The 14,958-nt window shown below is 62.9% G+C and carries 16 protein-coding genes; 11 read left to right on the forward strand and 5 right to left on the reverse strand.

The window, feature by feature from the left end; translation table 11 throughout:
- Position 1: 1 nt before the first annotated feature.
- Positions 2-490 carry a DUF6328 family protein gene (locus F0185_RS02375; RefSeq protein ID WP_167221192.1) on the reverse strand — a complete coding sequence of 163 codons (489 nt, stop codon included), beginning with the start codon at positions 488-490 and terminating at the stop codon, positions 2-4.
- Positions 491-662: 172 nt separating this feature from the next.
- Here F0185_RS02375 and flhB point away from each other — a divergent pair, with 172 nt between their 5' ends.
- Positions 663-1,841 (forward strand): flagellar biosynthesis protein FlhB, encoded by a 1,179-nt coding sequence (gene flhB / locus F0185_RS02380; RefSeq protein WP_167221194.1) that lies wholly within the window; start codon positions 663-665, stop codon positions 1,839-1,841.
- The gene (gene flhA, locus F0185_RS02385) at positions 1,838-3,922 is read left to right on the forward strand and encodes a flagellar biosynthesis protein FlhA (RefSeq protein WP_167221196.1); all 2,085 of its coding nucleotides are present in this window, start codon (positions 1,838-1,840) and stop codon (positions 3,920-3,922) included. The genes flhB and flhA overlap by 4 nt, the downstream gene beginning before the upstream one ends.
- A gap of 203 nt (positions 3,923-4,125) precedes the next feature.
- On the opposite strand, the gene F0185_RS02390 is transcribed toward flhA, so the two are convergent.
- On the reverse strand, positions 4,126-4,431 hold the full coding sequence (locus F0185_RS02390) for a GIY-YIG nuclease family protein (protein WP_229476666.1): 306 nt from the start codon (positions 4,429-4,431) through the stop codon (positions 4,126-4,128).
- A gap of 243 nt (positions 4,432-4,674) precedes the next feature.
- Here F0185_RS02390 and flhF point away from each other — a divergent pair, with 243 nt between their 5' ends.
- The 6 genes from flhF to F0185_RS02420 all read left to right on the forward strand — a co-directional run bounded on the left by flhF (position 4,675) and on the right by F0185_RS02420 (position 9,694).
- Positions 4,675-6,003, forward strand: coding sequence for a flagellar biosynthesis GTPase FlhF (flhF, locus tag F0185_RS02395; protein WP_167221198.1), 1,329 nt, complete (start codon positions 4,675-4,677; stop codon positions 6,001-6,003).
- 37 nt (positions 6,004-6,040) lie between these two features.
- Positions 6,041-6,823, forward strand: a complete 783-nt coding sequence (locus tag F0185_RS02400; RefSeq protein ID WP_370663962.1) for a MinD/ParA family ATP-binding protein — start codon at positions 6,041-6,043, stop codon at positions 6,821-6,823.
- 15 nt (positions 6,824-6,838) lie between these two features.
- Positions 6,839-7,570 carry an RNA polymerase sigma factor FliA gene (locus F0185_RS02405; RefSeq protein ID WP_167221200.1) on the forward strand — a complete coding sequence of 244 codons (732 nt, stop codon included), beginning with the start codon at positions 6,839-6,841 and terminating at the stop codon, positions 7,568-7,570.
- The gene (locus F0185_RS02410) at positions 7,552-8,298 is read left to right on the forward strand and encodes a flagellar motor protein (RefSeq protein WP_167221202.1); all 747 of its coding nucleotides are present in this window, start codon (positions 7,552-7,554) and stop codon (positions 8,296-8,298) included. The genes F0185_RS02405 and F0185_RS02410 overlap by 19 nt, the downstream gene beginning before the upstream one ends.
- Before the next feature lie 2 nt (positions 8,299-8,300).
- Positions 8,301-9,059: a flagellar motor protein MotD gene (motD, locus tag F0185_RS02415; RefSeq protein WP_167221204.1), complete on the forward strand. Its 759-nt coding sequence runs from the start codon at positions 8,301-8,303 to the stop codon at positions 9,057-9,059.
- Positions 9,060-9,193: 134 nt separating this feature from the next.
- Positions 9,194-9,694: a hypothetical protein gene (locus tag F0185_RS02420; RefSeq protein ID WP_167221206.1), complete on the forward strand. Its 501-nt coding sequence runs from the start codon at positions 9,194-9,196 to the stop codon at positions 9,692-9,694.
- Positions 9,695-9,767: 73 nt separating this feature from the next.
- On the opposite strand, the gene F0185_RS02425 is transcribed toward F0185_RS02420, so the two are convergent.
- Entirely contained in the window at positions 9,768-10,871 is a 1,104-nt protein-coding gene (locus F0185_RS02425) for a M35 family metalloendopeptidase (RefSeq protein ID WP_167221209.1), read from the reverse strand.
- Positions 10,872-11,203: 332 nt separating this feature from the next.
- Between F0185_RS02425 and F0185_RS02430 the strand changes: the two genes are divergently transcribed.
- From F0185_RS02430 to F0185_RS02440, 3 genes are all read left to right on the forward strand, one after another.
- Complete coding sequence (locus F0185_RS02430) at positions 11,204-13,084, forward strand: amidohydrolase (protein WP_167221211.1); 1,881 nt, start codon at positions 11,204-11,206, stop codon at positions 13,082-13,084.
- Between the two features lie 11 nt (positions 13,085-13,095).
- Positions 13,096-13,596, forward strand: a complete 501-nt coding sequence (locus F0185_RS02435) for a hypothetical protein (protein WP_167221212.1) — start codon at positions 13,096-13,098, stop codon at positions 13,594-13,596.
- 173 nt (positions 13,597-13,769) lie between these two features.
- The gene (locus F0185_RS02440; protein ID WP_167221214.1) at positions 13,770-14,057 is read left to right on the forward strand and encodes a type II toxin-antitoxin system Phd/YefM family antitoxin; all 288 of its coding nucleotides are present in this window, start codon (positions 13,770-13,772) and stop codon (positions 14,055-14,057) included.
- 84 nt (positions 14,058-14,141) lie between these two features.
- Here F0185_RS02440 and F0185_RS02445 read toward each other — a convergent pair whose 3' ends face one another.
- Both F0185_RS02445 and flgM read right to left on the reverse strand, forming a co-directional pair.
- Complete coding sequence (locus tag F0185_RS02445; protein ID WP_167221216.1) at positions 14,142-14,615, reverse strand: flagella synthesis protein FlgN; 474 nt, start codon at positions 14,613-14,615, stop codon at positions 14,142-14,144.
- 29 nt (positions 14,616-14,644) lie between these two features.
- Positions 14,645-14,950: a flagellar biosynthesis anti-sigma factor FlgM gene (gene flgM / locus F0185_RS02450; RefSeq protein WP_167221218.1), complete on the reverse strand. Its 306-nt coding sequence runs from the start codon at positions 14,948-14,950 to the stop codon at positions 14,645-14,647.
- Between the last annotated feature and the right edge of the window lie 8 nt (positions 14,951-14,958).

Genomic DNA, 14,958 nt, shown 5'->3' on the forward strand with positions numbered 1-14,958 from the left:
GTCAATACCCGTGCATCCGCTTCAAATAGGCTGGCAACAGCCACCATAAGCACAGGATGAAGGTGGCGATCCCGCCCGCCATGACCAGCCCGACCATGTGCCCGAACACTTCCGACATCACCAGGTTGGTGGCCAAGATCAGCGCGATCGCCAGCGAAAACGCGCCGGCCACGATCTGCCGTGTCGCCACCCGCTTGAAGCGGGCCCGGTCATTGAGCGGGCGCATTAGCCTGTGCTGGATCGCCGGCGCACTCAACAACACTAAACTCGTCAGCGCCAGCACGAAGGTCGCCAGGAACACGATTTTCTCGGCCTGCACGATCTGCTTGAAGCCGCCGTTGAACGGCAGGATGATCAGGAACGCGGTCAGCATCTGCGCCCCGGGCAGCAGGATGCGCTGCTCGCTGAGCATGTCGGAAAAGTCGCCGTCTTCCTTGAGGTCGGCCGCAACGAGCGGCTCTTGTGGGTCGGGCGGAACCAGCGAATTCATGGCAATCGTGTAGAAGTTGATAATTTTCGATTATACGAGAGCGCGCGCCAGAGCCGCGTTCGCCTGCCAGGGAGTGGATCGAGCCCGGAATTGACCCCTGTTTGCCGCCTTAATCGATGGATAGCTTCAGAGCAATATCGCGAATAATGGCATCTGTTAACGGGAGCCTGGCATGTCAGACGAAAGCGACGCAGAAAAGACAGAAGCAGCGTCAGCCAAGCGATTGGAGCAGGCGCGCGAAGAAGGCGACGTGCCCCGCTCGCGTGAAGTGGCCACGTTCACGGTCCTGATGACGGCCGGCTGCACCCTGTGGTTCTTCGGCGCCGGCATCGTCCGTCAACTCAATGCGACCATGGTCTCGGGCATGTCCATGGACCGCGAGCAAATCCTCAACCCGAACGTGATGATCATGCGCGTGGCCAGCGATATCGCCCAGGTCTTGCTGGCCTGCCTGCCGCTGGCGTTCGCCGTGATGGTCGTGGCGCTCGCGTCGCCCCTGCTGATCGGCGGCTGGCTGTTCAGCAGCAAGTCGTTCATGCCCAATTTCAACAAGCTGAACCCGGTCCGGGGCTTGAGCAATATGATTTCCACCAACGCCCTGGTCGAGCTGCTCAAGGCCATTGCCAAGACCATCGTGGTGGGCACGGTGGCCTGGATGGTCGTGATGAGCCAGAAAGACGCCGTCATCGGCCTGGCCGTCGAGCCCCTGAAAAGCGGCAGCGCGCACATGGTCGACCTGATCGGCTCGGCGTTCCTGTTCATCGTCGGCGGCCTGGGCATCGTGGCCGCGATCGACGGTCCGTACCAGATCTGGCATTACGCGAACAAGCTCAAGATGACGCGCCAGGAAATGATCCAGGAAGCGAAAGAGTCGGACGGCAATCCCCAGATGAAAGGCAAGATCCGCCAGATGCAGCGCGAAATGTCGCAGCGCCGCATGATGGCCGACGTGCCGACCGCCGATGTGGTCGTGACCAACCCGACCCACTACGCGGTGGCGCTCAAGTACGCCGACGGCCAGCGCGGCGCGCCGCGCGTGGTGGCCAAGGGCGCCGATGAAGTGGCGGCCAAGATTCGCGAACTGGCCAGGGAAAACAACGTGGCCATGCTGGAAGCGCCGGCGCTGGCGCGTGCGCTGCACAAGCATACCGAGATCGGCGACGAGATTCCGGAAGCGCTGTACTCGGCGGTGGCCGAAGTGCTGGCGTATGTGTTCCAGTTGCGCGCCTACAAGAAGGATGGCGGAGCCTACCCCGACCGGCCGACCAGGCTGCGCGTACCACCCGAGCTCGACCCGCACGACCCGGCATCGCAAACCACACCTGAACCGAAGAACGGAGCCACACCATGAACCGCCTGAATATGCCCTCCTGGTTGCGTGGAATGAAAGGCGGCGGCAACGCCCTGGCCGCTCCGGCCATCATCATCATGCTCTTGATGATGATGATCCTGCCCTTGCCGGCCTTCGTGCTGGACGTGTTCTTCAGCTTCAACATCGCCCTGTCGGTGATCGTGCTGCTGACCAGCCTGTACACGGTCAAGCCGCTCGACTTCATGGCCTTCCCGACCATCCTGCTGGTGTCGACCATGCTGCGCCTGTCGCTCAACGTGGCCTCGACCCGTATCGTGCTGACCGAAGGCCACACCGGCGGCGCCGCGGCCGGTAAAGTGATTGAAGCCTTCGGTCACTTCCTGATCGGCGGCAACTACACGGTGGGTATCGTCGTGTTTATCATTCTGACCATCATTAACTTTACCGTCGTCACCAAGGGTGCGGGCCGGATCGCCGAAGTGGGCGCGCGTTTCGCCCTGGACGCGATGCCGGGCAAGCAGATGGCGATCGACGCCGACCTCAACGCCGGCCTGATCGCCGAAGACGAAGCGCGCCGCCGCCGTACCGAAGTCGCCCAGGAAGCCGAGTTCTACGGCGCCATGGACGGCGCCTCGAAATACGTGCGCGGCGACGCGGTGGCCGGCATCATGGTGACCGTGATCAACGTGATCGGCGGCTTGCTGGTCGGTATCCTCCAGCACGACATGGCCTTTGGCGAAGCGGCCAAGACCTACACCCTGCTGGCCATCGGTGACGGCCTGGTGGCGCAGATTCCCTCGCTGATCATCTCGACCGCGGCCGGTATCGTGGTCTCGCGCGTGGCCAGCGACCAGGACATCGGCACCCAGCTGGTGCGTCAGTTGTTCGCCAAGCCGGAAGTGCTGTACATCACCGCCGCGATCATCGGCGGCATGGGCTTGATTCCCGGCATGCCGAACCTGGTGTTCCTGTTGCTGGCCGGTTCCTTGGCGGGCACTGCGTATCTGATTAACAAGAAGGCCAAGGCGCCGCCGCCGGAAGAAATCGAAGCACCGGCGCCGCCGGCCCCGACCGAACAGGAAGAGGCCAGCTGGCAAGACATCATGCCGGTCGATACCCTGGGGCTGGAAGTGGGGTATCGTTTGATTCCGCTGGTCGACAAGACCCAGGGCGGCGAGCTGCTCAAACGCATCAAAGGGATTCGCAAGAAATTCGCGCAGGAAGTCGGTTTCCTGGCGCCGCCGGTGCACATCCGCGACAATCTGGAACTCAAGCCGTCGGCTTACCGCATTACCCTCAAGGGCGTGGAAGTGGGCAGCGGCGAGTCGATGAACGGGCAGTTCCTGGCGATCAATCCGGGCATGGCCAGCGGCAGCCTGGCGGGCCTGGTGACCACCGATCCGGCCTTCGGCCTGCCTGCGGTGTGGATCGATGCCGGGTTACGCGACGAAGCGCAGAGCATGGGCTACACGGTGGTCGATGCCGGTACCGTGGTGGCGACGCACCTGAACCATTTGATCACCACGCACGCGTCGGAGTTGCTCGGCCGTGCGGAAGTGCAGGCCCTGCTCGACCACCTGGCCAAGGAAGCGCCGAAGCTGGTGGAAGACCTGGTGCCGAAGCTGGTGTCGCTGTCGACCCTGCAGAAAGTGTTGCAGAATCTGTTGATCGAAGGCGTGCACATCCGTGATATGCGGACCGTGATCGAGACCCTGGCCGAGTATGCGACGCAAACCCAGGATCCGGCCGAGCTGACCGCCGTGGTGCGCATTGCGCTGGGCCGGGCGATCGTGCAGCAGTTGTTCCCTGGCACGAATGAGTTGTCGGTGATGACCCTGGATAACCGGCTTGAGCGCTTGTTGATGCAGGCGCTGGGCGCCGGTGGCGATGGCGCCGGGATCGAGCCGGGTTTGGCCGATACGATTGCGCAGCAGGCCGGTGCGGCGGCGGCGCAGCAGGAGCAGATGGGCTTGACGCCGGTGTTGCTGGTGCCGGGGCCGTTACGGGCCTTGTTGTCGAAATTCTTGCGCCGGGCGCTGCCGCAATTGAAGGTGCTGTCGCACAATGAGATTCCGGAGACCAAGACGATTCATGTGACCAGTTTGGTGGGGGCGCAGTAAGTTTTCCCTTGTTTTGCAGGCGCCAAGGCGTCGCTGTTCTCAGCGTTACCCCCGTCGTTTCCGCTCTGCCTATACCTCGTCGTTCCCGCGCAGGCGGGAACCCAAGTTTCTTGCTCAGCCGTCGGCTGCGGAGCAAACTTGGGTTCCCGCCTGCGCGGGAACGACGGAGCTACGTGTAGAGCTGTTAACCTCTGACCGTCTCTTCAGTCCGCAGTGAAGTCCAGGTACAAATCCCGCCATGTCGGATTTTCGGCCTGCACCAGATTGACTTTCCAGTTGCGCCGCCACTTCTTGATCTGCTTCTCGCGCTTGATCGCTTCCATGATATCAAAGTGCATTTCATACCAGACCAGCTTGTCCACCCGATAGCGCTTTGTGAAACCCTCGGCAAGGGCGCTACGATGTTGCCAGATACGCTTCACCAGGTCCGATGTCACGCCCGTGTACAAGGTGCCATACGGATCGCTGGCAAGGATATAGACATAGCTGTGCTTTTCCATGGCATTCATGGTGGGCTGTTACAAGTGCTGGTTTCTGCCCTGGCTCAATGGTGTGGGAGATTACGCGTACTTGGGTTCCCGCCTGCGCGGGAACGACGGCGGGGAGCGGCGGTTTGCTCAGCGCGGGGACGACGCGATCGAAATGAACCCCTTTTCCCTTCCTCCTCCCCAGATCGTTTCCATCCTGCATCGTCAATAATGGACCCTGTCAGTGCTCATGTGAGCACCCGGCAGGAACCCCAGGAGTTGGCGATGAATGTCAAAAAATTTACGGCTGCAACATCACGCGACGCACTGCGTAAAGTACGCGAAGCGCTCGGACCCGACGCCGTCATCCTGTCCAACCGGCCCGTCGATGGCGTGGTCGAAATCCTCGCCCTCGCCAGCGATGACGTCGCCTCGATTTCCTCGCCGGCCCCCGAGTCCGAAATGGCCCAGCCGCGCCCATCCCTGTCGATCCCGCCGGAAAGCTACGCCAACCGCCGCGTCGCTCCGGCCCCGGCCCCGGCCTACGCCGTCCAGCCCGAATCGTTCGACATGTCGATGATGGCCTCGCAAATGTCATCCATGATGATGCAAGCCATGAATCAGGCCAAGGATAGCGCCGCGGCCGAAATGTCGGGCATGATGAATGAAATCCGCGCCATGCGTGGCTTGATGGAAAGCCAACTGGCCGAGATCGCCTGGGGCACCACCCAGCAGCGCGAACCGCAAAAAGCCGGGGTACTGCGCGAAATGCTGGCCGCCGGTTTCTCGGCCAGCCTGTCGCGCTATCTGATCGAAAAACTGCCGGCCGGGAAAGACGCCGCCGAGAGCCTGCGCTGGATCAAAACGGTCCTCTCGCGCAACCTGACCACCATCTCGAACGAAGATGAAATCCTGGAAAAGGGCGGCGTGTTCGCCCTGGTCGGCCCGACCGGCGTCGGCAAGACCACCAGCACCGCCAAGCTGGCCGCGCGCTGCGTGATGCGCCACGGCCCGGAAAAACTGGCCCTGATCACCACCGACGCCTATCGTATCGGCGGTCACGAACAATTGCGCATCTACGGCAAGATCCTCGGCGTGATGGTGCACTCGGTCAAGGATGAATCGGACCTGCGCATCGCCCTCAAGGAATTGCGCAACAAGCATACCGTGCTGATCGACACCGTCGGCGTCTCCCAGCGCGACCAGAACGTGGCCGAACAGGTGGCGATGCTGTCCGAGACCGGCGCCGACGTCAAGCGCCTGCTGTGCCTGAACTCGACCTCGACCAACGAAACCCTCAACGAAGTCGTGCGCGCCTACCAGGGCAGCGGCCTGGCCGGCTGCATCATGACCAAACTCGACGAAGCGGCCTCGATCGGCAACGTGCTCGATGTCGTGATTCGCCAGAAACTGAACCTGTTCTATGTCTCGAACGGCCAGCGCGTGCCGGAAGACCTGCACCTGGCCGACCGCAACATGCTGGTCGACCGCGCCTTCCGCCTCAAGCGCGACGCCGCCGCCACCCAGTTTTCGGACGCCGAACTGCCGCTGCTGATGGCTAACACCAGCAACGCCCGCAACGACCGCAGCCTGCGCGAGGTGTCCCTTGGCTAATCATTTCGATTTCGACCAGGCCGAAGGCCTGCGCCGGATGCTGGCCGGCCCCAAGCCACGCATCGTCACCTTTCTTTCCGCCACGCCGCAAGACGACAAGGGCGCCATGCTGGTCAACCTGGGCGCGTCGCTCGCGCGCGCCGGCAACGACGTGCTCATCGTCGACGCCTGCGACCGCGAATACGGCGTGGCCCAGCGCCTCGGCGTGGCCGACCGCGCCAGCCTGTTGCAGGTGGCGCGCCAGCAGTGCGCGCTGAACCAGATCATCCACCAGGTGCCGCAAGGCTTCGGCGTGGTCAGCATGGCGCGCGCGCGCGGCGGTCCGGACGAGGCGCGCCGCCTGGCCAAGACCTTCGACGTGCTGGTCAAGCAGACCGGCATCGTCATCGTCGACGGCGAATTCGGCGACGACGACACTTTTCCGGTGCCCATCATGGACAGTGCCGAGATCGTGGTCCAGGTCTCCACCAGCGCCGCCTCGATCACCGCCGCCTACTCCCTCATCAAGCGACTTTCGCAACAGTTGGGACGCCGTCCCTTCGGAATTCTGGTCACGGGCGCATCCGAAGCGGAAGCGAAGGTGGTATACGATAATATGTCATCTGCGGCAAGTCGTTACCTTGCCGTACAGCTCACGTCGATGGGCTCGGTCCCGGCGGACGAATACCTGCACCGGGCCGCGCGCTTGGGCCGGGCCGTGGTCGATGCGTTCCCGTTGGCGGGAGCCTCGGTTGCATTTCGCCAACTGGCGGGGCGCTTTGCCCTGTCGGCCATGCCGCAGCTCGGGCACACAGGGGGGACTTCCCATTTTGGTTCTTAAAACATACTGAGATCTATGTATACCGTCAAAGGGAAATCGGACAAGAACCATTTACTGACCGAGCATATGCCCTTGGTGAAGCGGCTCGCCCACCACATGAAGGCCAAGCTGCCGCCCAGCGTGGAAGTCGACGACCTGGTCCAGGCCGGCATGATCGGCCTGCTCGACGCCATCAGCCGCTATGAGGAAACCCACGGCGCCCAATTCGAAACCTACGCCGTGCTGCGCATCCGCGGCGCCATGCTCGATGAATTGCGCAGCAGCGACTGGCTGCCGCGCTCGATGCGGCAGAACATGCGCAAGATCGAAACGGCGATGAGCACCTTGCAGCAGAAGCTAGGCCACCCGCCCACCGAGTCGGAAGTGGCCAAGAGCTTGAAACTGTCGCTGGCCGACTACCAGGACATGCTCACCGACGGCGGCGGCCACCAGCTGGTGTACTACGAAGATTTCCACGATAACGAGGGCGGCAACGACAGCTTCCTCGACCGCTATGCGGTGGACGATGCCGATCCCCTGCGCAGCCTGCTCGACGGCGATTTCCGCCAGGCCGTCATCGACGCCATCGACGGCTTGCCGCCGCGCGAAAAAATCCTCATGGGCCTGTACTACGAAGAAGAACTGAACCTCAAAGAGATCGGGGCCGTCATGGGTGTATCGGAATCGCGCGTGTCGCAGCTGCACACCCAGGCGGTCGCGCGCCTGCGCGCGTCCTTGAAGGAGCAGGCGTGGACCGGGCCAGCATAGCGGGAATTTTCCTGGCCCTGGCCGGCCTGCTGGTCGGCCAGGCGCTGGAAGGGGGCAAGCTGTCGTCGCTGGTGCAGCCGGCGGCGTTTGCCATCGTCGTCATCGGCACCGTTGGCGCCGTGCTGCTGCAAAGCGAAGCGCCGACCTTCATGCGCGGCGTGCGCATGCTGCGCTGGGTGTTCTCGCCGCCGCCGAGCCAGCGCGCCGCCCTGGCGCGCGAGATCGCCGTGTGGGGCTTGCATGCGCGCCGCGACGGCTTGCTGTCGCTGGAAAAATACATGGCGGTCAACAAAGATAAATTCGTGCAGAAGGGCTTGCGCTTGGTGGTCGACGGCATCGCCCCCGACAAGCTGCGCAGCCTGATGGAGATGGAAGTGACGGCCTACGAATTCGGCGAACGCCAGGCCGTCAAGATCTGGGAGGCGGCGGCCGGCTACTCGCCCACCATCGGCATCCTGGGCGCGGTGCTGGGGCTGATCCACGTGATGGAAAACCTGAGCGACCCGGGTAAGCTCGGCAGCGGGATTGCGGTCGCTTTCGTCTCGACCGTGTACGGGGTCGGGCTGGCGAATATGTTTTTCTACCCGATCGCCAACAAGCTCAAGACCATCGTCGCCGAACGGGTGACCCAGTACGAAATCCTCACCGATGTCTTTCACGATATCGCCAGCGGCGACCATTCGCGCGTGATCGAAGAACGCGTCGCCTGCCTGCTCTCGCGGCCCTGACCATGGCGCGCAAAAAGTACGAAGCCGAGCACGAAAATCACGAACGCTGGCTCATTTCGTACGCCGATTTCATCACCTTGCTGTTCGCGTTTTTTGTGGTCATGTACGCCATTTCGGTCGTCAACGAAGGAAAATACAAGGTGTTTTCGGTCTCGCTGGGCGACGCCTTCGGCGGCAAGGACCAGAAGACGGCCAGTGTCGCCAGCAGCAACGTGCCGCAGCTGATCGTGCTGCCCGACCCGCTGATCAAGCGGCGCGCCGAAGCCATGCGCAGCGAAAAGGAACGCTTGACCAACCTCGCGCAAAAGCTGACCTCGACCCTGGCGCCGCTAGTGCGCGAAGGCAAGGTGCGGGTGACGCAGAACAGCCGCGGGGTGAGCGTGGAAATCAATGCCAGTGTGTTGTTCGATCCGGGCGACGCCACCCTCACACCCGAATCGGACCAGGCCCTGCGCGCGCTGGCGGTGCTGCTCAAGGACGATCCGCACGCGGTGCAGGTGGAAGGGCACACCGACCCGACGCCGATCAGGAATGCGCTGTTCCCCTCGAACTGGGAACTGTCGGCGGTGCGCGCAAGCAGCGTGGTGCGCCTGTTCATCGACAGCGGCGTGGCGCCCGAGCGCCTCACTGCCGTGGGGCATGGCGCCAACATCGCGGTCGCATCCAACGATACGCCCGAAGGGCGTGCGCGCAACCGGCGCGTGGCGGTGACAATCTTGTCGGCGCTGCCCGATACCACGACCGAAATCCCCACCCGTTGATTCAACCGGGCTGGCGTGAGGCCTGAAACGGTGCACAATGGTCGAGAACGGCGCAGGCGGGCGACCCGGCCCCGCTTCAGGCAAGCGCCGCCGGCCGGGACCGACAAGACAAGCACAAGACAAGGAGCAAGCCGATGAAACGATCCGTGGCGGGCATATTGATGCTCATGGCGCTGGGACTGGCCTATGCGAAGGATAAGCCGATGAGTGGGGTGAGCGAGAAGGTATCGGTCGCTTCGCGCGGCGGCAAGGTGCTGGTGACCTTGACGGTGAGTAACAAGACCAGGCAGCCGATCTATCTGTGGAAGGTGACGTACCAGAGCCGGCAGCTGTTCGGGCCGGATTTCGACATCAGCGTGGTGGGCAGTGCGGCGCCGGTCAATTACATCGGCCCGGTGGTCAAGCGGGCGCCGCCGCAGCCCGACGATTACTTGAAGGTGGAGCCGAACGGCGTGCACCGCAATACCATCGACATCACGCGCGCGTATGATTTTCAGCCGGGCAAGCAGCGCTACCGGCTCAGTCATACGGGAAGTTACGTGCTTGATCTGCAGCAGCTGGATAATCCCGAGACGATGAAGCCGGCCTCGACGGTGTTCACGCATACGCAGGTGGCCCAGCCGGCGGAGCAATAAGCAGCATCAAGCTGGCGATAAAAAAACAGCCTGGCCGCGCGCGCGGCCAGGCTGTTTTCCATTGCCCGCTCGCTTACGGCAGCGAAGGCGTGTTCTCGCCGAAATACTCGTGCGAGTCGGCATTGTCGACGGCCTTGGTCGGATTGCTGGTCGCCAGGCTGGCCGCAGCCGACTGGCCATACGCCCAGTCATCGGTCGCCGCCACCACGTTGAAGTGGCTCAGTTCGTGCACCAGGGTGCCGCCCTTCGAATCGGTGCCCGAGGTCGGCGCCGACCAGAACGCGTTGCAGACGTAGATCTTGTACGGCTGGTTCGGGTACACATACGCGTAGTAGGATTCCTTGCAGCTGCAATCGACCACGATCGGCTTGCTATCGAGCGCGTTCTTGATATTGTTAAAGTGCGTCTTGACCGTCGCGTAGCGCGTCGACGTGTAGGCGCCGAACCATTTCTTGTAGCGCGTGCCTTGCAGGTTGCTGTTCAAGTAAGTCAGGCCGCTGTTGGCCATCGTTTTCGCTGCCGCCAGCCCCGAGTTGATCGAGGTCTGCTGCGACGAGCTGCAGCTGGCGAACGAGATGCCGGCCGTTCCCGCAGCCTGCTGGCGCGCCGCCAGCTCGAGCGGATCGGCCACGATGGTGCCGCGCTCGAGGCGCCCGTCGATCCAGAGCGACACCGGCGCCGATTCAATCTCGCCGATCTCGCGCTGGCCCTGCTGCGCGGTCAGGCTGTTCTCGTCGTCGCCGGTCGAGTTGAACAGGTTGAGCGAGGCCGCGTGGTAGCGGATCGCGTAGTCGCCGGTCACGCTCATGTCGTACATGGACGAGAGCTCCACCTTGGCGGTGTGCGAGGCGCCCGGCTTGAGCAGGTAGTAATCCTTGGCGGTCGGGGCAGGGCGCTTGTAATGGCGGCCCTGGTACGGTACGTCCACGCCGTCGCGGGTGACGTCGAACAGATGGTCTTCCACACCGGCAAACGGCGTATGCCATTTCAGCACGTATTGCGGCTTGGACGAGGTGTTGGTGATGGTCACGCGCACGACCACGTCATCCTGCTTGCCGAGCGAGGATTTTTCGGGACTCAGGCTGACAGTCACCCCGTTCGACCCCGCCTGGGCTGCCAGGCAGGCTGCTGCTGCAACGATACCGACGCTTGCTTTTACCAAGTGATTCCAGTTCATACAGTTCTCCGTGAGTGATGTGCTTGTTCTGAGTGCCGGGCCAAAGGCGGCCTCAACAACCCATCCTTACATGCCCAATCGACACAGGACAGTCATAATCATCGGTAATTGTGTCATTCGGGCGAATTCTGAACGTATCACTGCTGTGCTTAAAAGAATGTGCTTTCGCGCAATTTCTTCAATGAAATCAGGCTTGTCGGGAGAAAAAATTTCTATCGATAATTAACAAAAACGTTAAATTTTGACCTTGGCGTGCCGCATACGAAGCAAGCGTGTATTCTGGCGCCGGGGGCTCGACGGGGCCGTTGCGCTAATTGAACGAAGGGGAATCGATGACCAACAAGAATGCCCGCCCGCACGGCGGCGACATCATCACGCCGCGCATCGCGCTTGCCTTGGGTAAGCGTACGGTCGCCGCGCTGGCGCTGGCATGCGCCTTGCCGGCGGCCCAGGCCGGGGCGCAGCGCGGCGCCAGCGACGCGCTCCAGGCCGAGGTCATCTACCGCAACGGCTACATCTACACCGTCGACGCCGCCGATAGCGTGCACCAGGCACTGGCCGTGCGCGGCGGGCGCATCGTCTACGTGGGCGACAACGCCGGCGCGGTCGCGCTCAAGGGCAAGCAGACCCGCGTCATCGACCTGCAAGGGCGCATGTTGATGCCCGGCCTGATCGACGCCCACATGCACCCGCTGTCGGGCGGCAAGCGCCTCCTGCATTGCAACCTGAACTACGAAGCGCTGACCGTGCCGCAATTCCAGGCGCGCATCCAGGCCTGCGCCGACAAGGACCGCGGCGCCAAAGGCGGCAAGAGCGACAAGAAATGGCTGCAAGTGGTTAACTGGTTCCAGCAAAGCATGCTGCCGGCCGGCGCGGAAACCACCCGCGCCACGCTCGACGCCATCAAGACCGAGCGCCCGATCGCGGTGCGCTCCTCGTTCGGCCACTCTTACCTGGTCAGTACGCGCGGGCTGCAAGCGGCCGGCATTACGCGCGCCACACCAAACCCGGACACCGGCAAGGTCGTGCGCGACGCCGCCGGCGAGCCAACCGGCTTACTGGAAGACGCCGCGATGGAGCTGGTCAGCAAAGTGCTGCCCAAACCCACCCCGGCCGAGACCGTCACCGCCGCCAGCTTCGCCATGCAGGCGCTGGGCCGCCAGGGCGTGACCAGTTTTCTCGACGCCAGCAGCGACGAAGAAATTTTCACGGCCTTTGCCGCCATCGCGCGCCAGGGCAAGCTGAGCGCGCGCGCCCATTTCGCCGCCGAGGTAGCGACGGAAGACGGTCTTGACCCGGCCCGCGCGGTGGCGTCCGTGCTGAAGATGGCTAAGCGCTACCATCAGGAGAGCGACGGCGTCACCCCGGTCATGCGCGTGCGCCACGCCAAGATCTACATGGATGGCGTGATCGCCGCGCCGGCCTTTACCGGCACCATGGTGGCACCGTACTTTGTGGACCGCGGCACGCCGGGGCATCCGCACTGGGTGCCGGGCGACAGCAAGGGGCCGCCGACCTACTTCAAGCCGGAGGCGCTCAAAGCGATATTGATCGGGCTGGCCAAGGCCGGCATCGATGCCCATGTGCACGTCGATGGCGACGGCGCGGTGCGCGAAACGCTCGACGCCGTCGAAGCCCTGCGCGCCGCGCCCGGCGGCAAGGAGGCGCGCCCGGCGCTGGCGCATGCCGAAATCGTCGATCCGGCCGACTTTGGCCGCTTTGCCGCGCTCGATGCCAGCGCGGTGCTCTCTTTCCAGTGGGGCAAGCCGGCGCCGGACACGGTGGCGGGCCTGAAGGATTACCTGGGACCGCAGCGTTACGCGATCCTGGAACCGCAGTCGCTGCTGCTCGACGCCGGCGCGCGCGTGGTGTTCGGCAGCGACTGGCCGGTCGACGCGCTCGACGAATGGTTCGCGCTCAAGGTCGGCGTGACCCGTACCAACGCGCCATCGGCCGGTCCGGAGTTCGCGGGCAGGCTGGGAGCGGCGCCGGGCATGCCGCGCGCCGCCGTGTTGCGGGCGGTGACGATGAACGCCGCGTATACCTTGCGCCAGGAAGGGCAGGTCGGTTCGCTGGAAGTGGGCAAGCTGGCCGATCTGATCGTGCTGGACCGCAATTTCTTCCAGATACCGGATGAGGAAATCGCCGACATCAAGGTGCTGCAGACGGTCGTGGGCGGCAAGGTGGTCCATCAGGCTCCCGGTTTTCCGTAGGCCGGCTGCCGATGGCGAGCCAGGCGACCACGATCCGGGTCAACACCGCTTACCTGCATACTGCGTTGGACCCGATTTACCGCGAGGCGATGCTGGGCGAGCATGAAGCGGAACTGGCTTTATTGGACCTTCGCAAGCCGCTTTATCGTCAACTGTACGTCGAAGAGATCGTCGCGCCGCTGTTCGCGGAGCTGGCGCCGCCGACCCTGGAAAAGACCCGGCAGGCATTGAAGTATCTGTTGCATGTGCCGCCTGGCCCCGGGCTCGCGCCGGCTTGCCAGCTGTTCGGGGTGGCGTTAAGCGAATGCGTGCCGCTGCTGAACCTGATATGGTCGGTGCTCTTTCCCGATGAGGACAGGGAGATCCCGGCCGGATGGCGCTATGTCGATCGAGCCAAATCGTTGAACTATCATCAAACGAGGGATTTCTACTCGTCATCGCCGCAATTTCTGGACGGTGCGTGGGAAAGGCTGGAGGCGCGCCTTTGCGCCAGTCTGAATTCAAGCGGCTGATCATTGCGCTGATGGCGCGTGACGAATTTTTTGGGGTCTGGAAAATGAAGACCAGGCGAGCGTTCAGTCAACAACAGCAAAGTGCCCCGGGCGCCTCTTTCCGGTCTGCGAGATCAGCTCCACCTTCCTTTTTTACCGTGCTAAGATGGCTTGGCCTCTTAATGGGAGATCCTATGAACCCCCTGAAACACATTCAAGCTGTCAGTTTTCTTGCGACTAACATCAGCGATGTGATCAAGCAGGTGCAAGCCACGCGGGAACCGTTCATGATCACGGTTGACGGAAAAATCCAGGTCGTTGTTCAGGATATTTTGAGCTACCAACGAACGCGCGACCAGATAGCGCTCCTGAAGATGCTCGCGCTCGGCCAGAAGGCGATTGAAGACGGCAATGTGACTGACCACGACAACTTCTTTGCTGAGTTGGAAGCAGAAGATGAAGAAGTCGGCAGCGAAGATTAAGTGGCAGCCGGGCGACTAGGCAAAACGGCCGCACCAGGCGACCGTCAAGTCAATAACAGACCAGGCAGCTTGTCGCGCAGATTCCTAGCCCACCACGTAACGCTTCGATGGCCCGCCCGGCGCGGCCTGGCCGCTCTTGCCGTACACCCCCGCTTCGCCACCGCTGGTCGGGGTGCGCATGGCGTTGATCAGCCCCTTGGTGTGCGACAGTTGCTTGGTGATCAGCATGCCGTTGATACGGTTCAATTCCTTGGCTTCGCGCGTCTTGTCCAGCAATGCTTGCCAGCCGGATAATGCATCGGCCGCGCCATTGCCGTCCACCCATGCCTGCATGCCGGCCTCGTCCGCCGCAAAGCCGGCCGCCGCCAGTTGCGTGTGGCGTTGTTGCGCCAGCGTCGTCATCGCGAGCACCGCCTGCGCCTTGCGCGGCGTGAGCTGGTCGAGGCCGCTCGTGTCCGCACTGACCAGCAGTTGCTGTTCCTGCGTCATCAATTCCAACACGGAAGTGATCAAGGCAAGTTCTTGCGGCAGGGTGGTGCTCGGGGTCGCGGTTGACATGGTCTGGTATCGCCGGAAAACCGGCGCGGTTAGCGTTTTCGGGAATGCAGCAAGTCGCGCACGGTGTCGAGCAAGCCATCCGCGACCTTCTCGGAATTGACCTGGAACTGGCCGTCGGCGATCGCCAGCTTGATGCGCTCGACTTTTTTGGTGTCGAACACGCCATTGCTGCTGCTGACCGCACTGGCCATGGCCTGGCCCTGCGAGGACAGCTTGACGCTGTCGGTGCTGGCCGGGGCCGCGCTGGCCGCTTTTTCGGTGCTTTTGGCGTTCGCTGCGGGCGTACTCGCCGCCGGCAGGCCGGGGTTACTTTTGAGGTTGTCGTTAATTTTCACAGCATCAT

It is taken from the genome of Massilia rubra (genome assembly GCF_011682065.1).
GTDB lineage: Bacteria > Pseudomonadota > Gammaproteobacteria > Burkholderiales > Burkholderiaceae_D > Telluria_A > Telluria_A rubra.

What these genes read in the sequence shown, in the direction of transcription:
- F0185_RS02420 (WP_167221206.1), top strand. Translation starts at nt 9,194, where the DNA reads ATGAAACGATCCGTGGCGGGCATATTGATGCTCATGGCGCTGGGACTG.
- F0185_RS02375 (WP_167221192.1), bottom strand. Translation starts at nt 490, where the DNA reads ATGAATTCGCTGGTTCCGCCCGACCCACAAGAGCCGCTCGTTGCGGCC.
- F0185_RS02435 (WP_167221212.1), top strand. Translation starts at nt 13,096, where the DNA reads ATGGCGAGCCAGGCGACCACGATCCGGGTCAACACCGCTTACCTGCAT.
- F0185_RS02440 (WP_167221214.1), top strand. Translation starts at nt 13,770, where the DNA reads ATGAACCCCCTGAAACACATTCAAGCTGTCAGTTTTCTTGCGACTAAC.
- motD (WP_167221204.1), top strand. Translation starts at nt 8,301, where the DNA reads ATGGCGCGCAAAAAGTACGAAGCCGAGCACGAAAATCACGAACGCTGG.
- F0185_RS02400 (WP_370663962.1), top strand. Translation starts at nt 6,041, where the DNA reads ATGCTGGCCGGCCCCAAGCCACGCATCGTCACCTTTCTTTCCGCCACG.
- flhF (WP_167221198.1), top strand. Translation starts at nt 4,675, where the DNA reads ATGAATGTCAAAAAATTTACGGCTGCAACATCACGCGACGCACTGCGT.
- flhA (WP_167221196.1), top strand. Translation starts at nt 1,838, where the DNA reads ATGAACCGCCTGAATATGCCCTCCTGGTTGCGTGGAATGAAAGGCGGC.
- F0185_RS02430 (WP_167221211.1), top strand. Translation starts at nt 11,204, where the DNA reads ATGACCAACAAGAATGCCCGCCCGCACGGCGGCGACATCATCACGCCG.
- F0185_RS02405 (WP_167221200.1), top strand. Translation starts at nt 6,839, where the DNA reads ATGTATACCGTCAAAGGGAAATCGGACAAGAACCATTTACTGACCGAG.
- F0185_RS02425 (WP_167221209.1), bottom strand. Translation starts at nt 10,871, where the DNA reads ATGAACTGGAATCACTTGGTAAAAGCAAGCGTCGGTATCGTTGCAGCA.
- flhB (WP_167221194.1), top strand. Translation starts at nt 663, where the DNA reads ATGTCAGACGAAAGCGACGCAGAAAAGACAGAAGCAGCGTCAGCCAAG.
- F0185_RS02390 (WP_229476666.1), bottom strand. Translation starts at nt 4,431, where the DNA reads ATGAATGCCATGGAAAAGCACAGCTATGTCTATATCCTTGCCAGCGAT.
- F0185_RS02445 (WP_167221216.1), bottom strand. Translation starts at nt 14,615, where the DNA reads ATGTCAACCGCGACCCCGAGCACCACCCTGCCGCAAGAACTTGCCTTG.